Raw genomic sequence first — 5,933 nt, forward strand, 5'->3', positions numbered from 1 at the left:
GGAGGGGTTGCGGGCTGAGGGGTGTGTGGTGCGGTCGGTGTTTCATACGGCGGGTGTTCCGGGTCGTTTTGTGCCGGTGGCGGAGACGACGGTGGGGGATATGGAGGAGGTGTTTGCGGGGAAGGTGGGGGCGGCTGTTGTGTTGGACGAGTTGTTCGCGGGTCAGGACCTGGATGCCTTCGTTCTCTACTCCTCCATCGCCGGTGTGCTGAGCGGAGTGGGCCAGGGAGCGTACGCGGCGGCGAACGCCTTCCTGGATGCGCTGGCCGAGCGGCGGCGGGCCCGTGGGGACAAGGCGACGTCCATCGCCTGGGGCATGTGGTCGGGCGAGGGGTTCGCCGGTGAACAGGGCGTCGAGGAAGCGATGCGCCTGATGGGCATGGAGTGGATGGATCCCCAGCAGGCGCTGCTGGGCCTGCAGCAGGCCCTCGACCGGGACGAGACCACCGTGTCCATCGCCGCGATGGACTGGGAACGCTTCGCCTCCCGATTCACGGCCGACCGGCCGAGCCCGCTCCTTTCCGAGTTGAAGGAGCTCGAACGTCCTGATCAGGACCAGAGGGCGGCAAGCGGCGACTCCCGTTCCGAGCTCGCCCAGCGGCTTGCCGCGGTCCCTCCCGCCGGGCAGCAGCAGATCCTCGTCGAGTTGGTGCGTGCCGAGGCGGCGGCAATCCTCGGGCACGCGCACCTCGACGCCGTCGATCTCCACCGCGGGTTCGTGAACACGGGATTCACCTCCCTGACCGGCCTGGAGCTGAGGAACCGGCTCAACGCCGTGACCGGTCTGCGGCTTCCCTCGTCCATGATCTACGACTATTCGACCCCGGCGTCGCTGGCCGATCATCTGCTCTCCGAGATGGCCCCTTCGAACGGTGACGCGGCGTCGGTCCTGGACGCGATCCAAGGGCTGGGATCCGCGCTCGGGGACCGGCCGATGAACGGCGAGGTGCGAGCCCAGGTGGCCGATCAGCTCAGGGAATTGCTGAGGACGGTGGAGAGCGACGATGTGCCGGACCAACTCGACGGCAAAGGTATCGACCGATCCGTGCTCGAAGCCGCTTCGGACGACGAGATGTTCGCGCTGATCGACAAAGAACTCGGTCGCGATTAACGCACGCCAAGAAACTCGGTCGTGGCACAAACACGCTTGAGTGTCCCGAGCGACACCGAATTCATCACGGAAAGAGAAGGCATATGAGTGGTGCCGAGGGAAAGCTTCGTGACTACCTCAAGCGTGTCACTGCGGACTTATCAGAGACGAAGCAGCGGCTGAACGCTGTTGAGTCCCGCTCACGTGAGCCCATCGCCATTGTTGGTCTCGGATGCCGGCTCCCGGGTGGGATCGAAACCCCCCAGGGCATGTGGGAACTGCTCACGGAAGGCCGCGACGCTGTCTCGGAATTGCCGGACGACCGGGGCTGGGACGTCGAGGGGATATACGACCCGGACCTGAACGCCGTGGGGAAGACCTACGCGCGAGAGGGCGGGTTCGTCGAGAACGTCGCGGACTTCGACGCTGCCTTCTTCGGTGTCTCGCCGCGTGAGGCACTGCCCATGGACCCGCAGCAGCGCCTGATGCTCGAAACCTGCTGGGAGGCGATCGAGCGGGCTGGTATCGACCCCTCCGGCCTGAAGGGCAAGGACGTCGGCGTGTTCGCCGGTGCGGCGACCTCCGGTTATGTGTCCGGAGGTCTGGTGGACGAGGCGATCGAAGGCTACGCCGTCACAGGCACCGCCACGAGCGTGATATCCGGCCGGGTCGCCTACACGTTCGGTCTTGAGGGGCCAGCGGTGACCGTGGACACGGCGTGCTCGTCGTCGCTGGTGGCGATGCACATGGCCGTCCAGTCGCTGCGGCAGGGCGAGTGCTCGCTGGCGCTGGCCGGTGGCGTCAGCATCATGGCGGACCCCGTGGTGCTGATCGAGTTCAGCCGTCAGCGGGCGCTGTCGCGCGATGGCCGGTGCAAGGCGTTCTCGGCGTCCGCTGACGGCACCGGCTGGGCCGAAGGCGCAGGCGTTCTCCTGTTGGAGCGGTTGTCGGACGCGCGGCGGCTGGGTCATGAGGTCTTGGCGGTGGTGCGGGGTTCGGCGGTGAACCAGGACGGTGCGAGCAGCGGTCTGACGGCGCCGAATGGGCCGTCGCAGCAGCGGGTGATCCGTGCGGCGTTGGCGAACGCCGGGCTGTCGGCAGGTGAGGTGGACGCGGTCGAGGCCCATGGGACGGGCACGGCGCTGGGCGATCCGATCGAGGCGCAGGCTCTCCAGGCGGTGTACGGGAAGGGGCGGGGTGAGGACCGCCCCCTGTGGCTGGGCTCGGTGAAGTCGAACATCGCGCACACGCAGTCGGCCGCGGGTGTGGCCGGTGTGATCAAGATGGTACTGGCGATACAGCACGCGACGTTGCCGAAGACGCTGCATGTGGAGGAGCGGTCGGCGCAGATCGACTGGTCCGGCGGCGGGGTGGAGCTGCTGGCCGAGGCGCAGGAGTGGCCGGAGACCGGCAGGCCGAGGCGGGCGGGTGTCTCCTCGTTCGGGATCAGTGGCACGAACGCGCACGTGATCGTGGAGCAGGCACCCGAAACGGTGGAGCCTCCCGAGCCGACCGAGGCTTCCGAGCGGGTCTCGGTGGTGCCGTGGGTCCTCTCGGCGCGGGGCGAGGCTGCACTGTCCGGCCAGGCGGAGCGTCTGGCGGAAGCGGTGGCCTCGGAGGCCACGCTCGACCCGGTCGATGTGGGCTATTCGCTCGCGACCACCCGGGCCGGCTTGGAGCACCGCGCGGTGGTGCTGGGTTCGGACCCGGCCGAGCTGATCAAGGGGTTGAGCACGCTGGCCTCCGGCGAGCCCGGTGGCTCTGGCGGGTGTGTGGTGCGGGGTGTGGCCCGTACGGGTGCGCGGCCGGTGCTGGTGTTCCCCGGGCAGGGGTGGCAGTGGGCGGGCATGGCCGTGGAGCTGCTCGATTCCTCCGAGGTGTTCGCCCGGCGGATCGAGGAGTGTGAGCGGGCGCTGGCGCCCTTCGTGGACTGGTCCTTGACCGGGGTGCTGCGAGGCGAGGGGGACGCGGCGGAGCTGTGGGAGCGGGTGGAAGTGCTGCAGCCCGCCCTGTGGGCCGTGATGGTCTCGCTGGCCGAGGTCTGGCGCTCGGTGGGTGTAGTCCCCGGCGCGGTGGTGGGCCATTCACAGGGAGAGATCGCGGCGGCGTGTGTCGCGGGCGGTCTTTCCCTGGAGGACGCCGCACGGGTGGTCGCCCTGCGCAGCCAGGTAGCGGCGGCGAAGGTCAAGGACACGGGAGCCCTGGCCACGGTCTCGGCCCCCGTCGCGGAGGTTCAGGAGCTGATCGCGGCGTGGCCGGACGCGCTGTCGGTCGGGGCGGTGAACGGACCGGGCACGACGGTCGTCTCCGGAGACAACGAGTCGCTGGACGCGTTGCTGGCGGTGTGTGAGGAGCGGGGGATCCGCAGCCGTCGGGTCCCGAAGTCGTTCGCCTCGCACAGTCGGCACATGGACGTGCTGGAGGACGAGCTGCTGGAGGTGCTGGCGCCCGTGGCGCCGGTCTCGTCCCAGATCCCGTTCTTCTCGACGGTCACCGGCGACTGGCTGGACACCGCGCACATGGACGCCGCGTACTGGTTCCGGAACATGCGGGAGCCGGTGACCTTCGGGGGAGCCACGCGGGCGCTGCTGGAGCAGGGGTACGGGGTCTTCATCGAGGCCAGCGGCCATCCGGTCCTGGGCCACAGCGTGCTGGAGACGATCGAGGAGCTCGCGGCCCCGGCGTCGGTCGTGGGGTCCCTCCGGCGCGGCGAGGGCGGCTGGGACCGCTTCCTGGGGTCGGTGGCCACAGCCTGGACGCAGGGCGTGGAGGTCGACTGGACCACGCTCCTGCCCGGCGGCCGACGCGTGGAACTGCCCACCTACGCCTTCCAACGCGAGCGGTACTGGCTCACCGCGTCCGACGCCGCGGCCTCCGCCCCGTCGGGACTCTCCGCCGCCGGACATCCGCTCTTCGACACGGCCATTCCCCTCGCGGAGGAACAGGGCGCCGTGCTCACCGCGCAGCTCTCCCTGCGCACCCACCCCTGGCTGGCGGACCATCAGGTCGACGGCGTCGTCGTCGTGCCCGGAACCGCCCTGGTCGAGATGGCACTGCGCGCCGGTGAGGAAGTCGGGTGCCGACGCCTGGAGGAACTGACGCTGTGGGTCCCCGCGGTGATCCCTCCCAAGGATCCCGTCACCCTCCAGGTGCGGGTCGAGGCCGAGGACGAGTCCGGCGCGCGGGCGCTGACCATTCACTCGCGCACCGACGCCGACCACGCATGGACGCATCACGTCTCCGGCCTTCTGACCCCCGAGGACGTCCCCAGCGATACGGACCTGAGCGCGTGGCCGCCGCCCGGTGCCACCGCGCTCGACGCCGAGGACCTCTACGAGCGTCTGACCGCGGCCGGCTATGGCTACGGCCCGGCCTTCCGCGGCCTCCAGGCCGCCTGGGTGCGCGGGGACGAGATCTTCGCCGAGGTGACGCTGCCCGAGGAGCAACGGGGGAGCGCGGACGAGTTCGCCATCCATCCCGCGCTCCTGGACGCCTGCCTGCACGCGACCAGCACGGGCATGTTCTTCGAGAGCGGTGGGGCGCTGCGCCTCCCCTTCGCGTGGACCGGCGTGTCCGTCTACCTGGCTGGCGCCTCCTCGGTCCGGGTGCGGCTCACCCAGGCCGGAGCCGACTCGACGTGCATCGAGGTCGCGGACCACTCCGGCGCCCCCGTTGCCCGGGTCGAGCGCCTGATGATCTCCGCGATCACCCCCGAACAACTCGCCAGTCTCCGGAGAGAAGAACACGAGAGGCCCCACGCCGTTGACTGGATCCAGGCGACCCCGTCGACGGCCCCTGTCAGCCCCGACCGCTGGACGCTGCTCGGAGACATCAGCGACATCAGCGACCTGCTGTGCGGTCCATGCCCTGAGTACGCGGTGCTGGCCTGCCCGTACGACGAGGCCGATGTCGAGGCCGACGGCCTGCCGGACGCGGTACGAGCGGCGACGGAAACCGTCCTCGAAGCCCTGCAGACCTGGCTGTCCGAGGACCGGCTCGCTGACAACACCCTGGTGCTCGTCACCCGCGGGGCCGTGGGGGTCCGTCCCGACGAGAGCGTGGGCGGGCTCGGGCAGTCGGCCATCTGGGGCCTGGTGCGCTCCGCCCAGTCTGAGAACCCGGGGTGTTTCCTGCTCGTCGACCTTGAGGAGCACACGGACCTCGCCGAGGTGCTGCCGGCCGTTCTGGCTACGGCCGAGCCCCAGATCGCCATCCGCGACGGCGAACTCCTCGTTCCCCGCCTGGTCCGTCCTGGCCATCAGGGTTCGCTCGTACTGCCGGACGGGGAGAACTGGCGCTTGGACGTCTCCACCCCCGGCACCCTGGAGAACCTGGCTCTGCTGCCGGTCACCCCGGACCGTTCGTCGCTGGGCCCCCGGGAGGTGCGGGTCTCCGTACGCGCCTCGGGCATGAACTTCCGGGACGTCCTGATCGCCTTGGACATGTACCCCGAGCGCACCACGATGGGCGGTGAGGGCGCCGGTGTCGTCACCGAGGTCGGCTCGGAGGTGACGTCCCTCGTGCCCGGCGACCGGGTGATGGGAGTCCTGTCGGCCTCCTTCGCCCCGACTACGGTCTGTGACTCCCGCCAGGTCGTGAAGATCCCCGACAGTTGGACGTTCGTGCAGGCCGCTTCGGTGCCGGTCGCCTTCGCCACCGCGTACTACGGGTTGGTGGATGTGGCTGGGCTGGGTGCGGGGGAGTCGGTGCTGGTGCATTCGGCTGCTGGTGGTGTGGGGATGGCGGCTGTGCAGGTGGCGCGGTGGCGGGGTGCGGAGGTCTTTGGGACGGCCAGTGAGGGGAAGTGGGACGCGTTGCGCGCGTCGGGGTTTGACGAGGCGCA

At 69.9% G+C, this 5,933-nt stretch carries 2 protein-coding genes; both read left to right on the forward strand.

The features are described 5' to 3' along the window. Positions 1-1,111 (forward strand): beta-ketoacyl reductase (locus tag ACFVST_RS29095; protein WP_390156592.1); only part of this gene is annotated, 1,111 nt, incomplete at its 5' end. Positions 1,112-1,170: 59 nt separating this feature from the next. After that, positions 1,171-5,933, forward strand: a 4,763-nt coding sequence (locus tag ACFVST_RS29100) for a beta-ketoacyl synthase N-terminal-like domain-containing protein (RefSeq protein ID WP_390156593.1), incomplete at its 3' end; no start/stop codon positions are given.

The organism is Streptomyces sp. NPDC058045 (assembly GCF_042885635.1).
Taxonomy (GTDB): Bacteria; Actinomycetota; Actinomycetes; order Streptomycetales; family Streptomycetaceae; genus Streptomyces.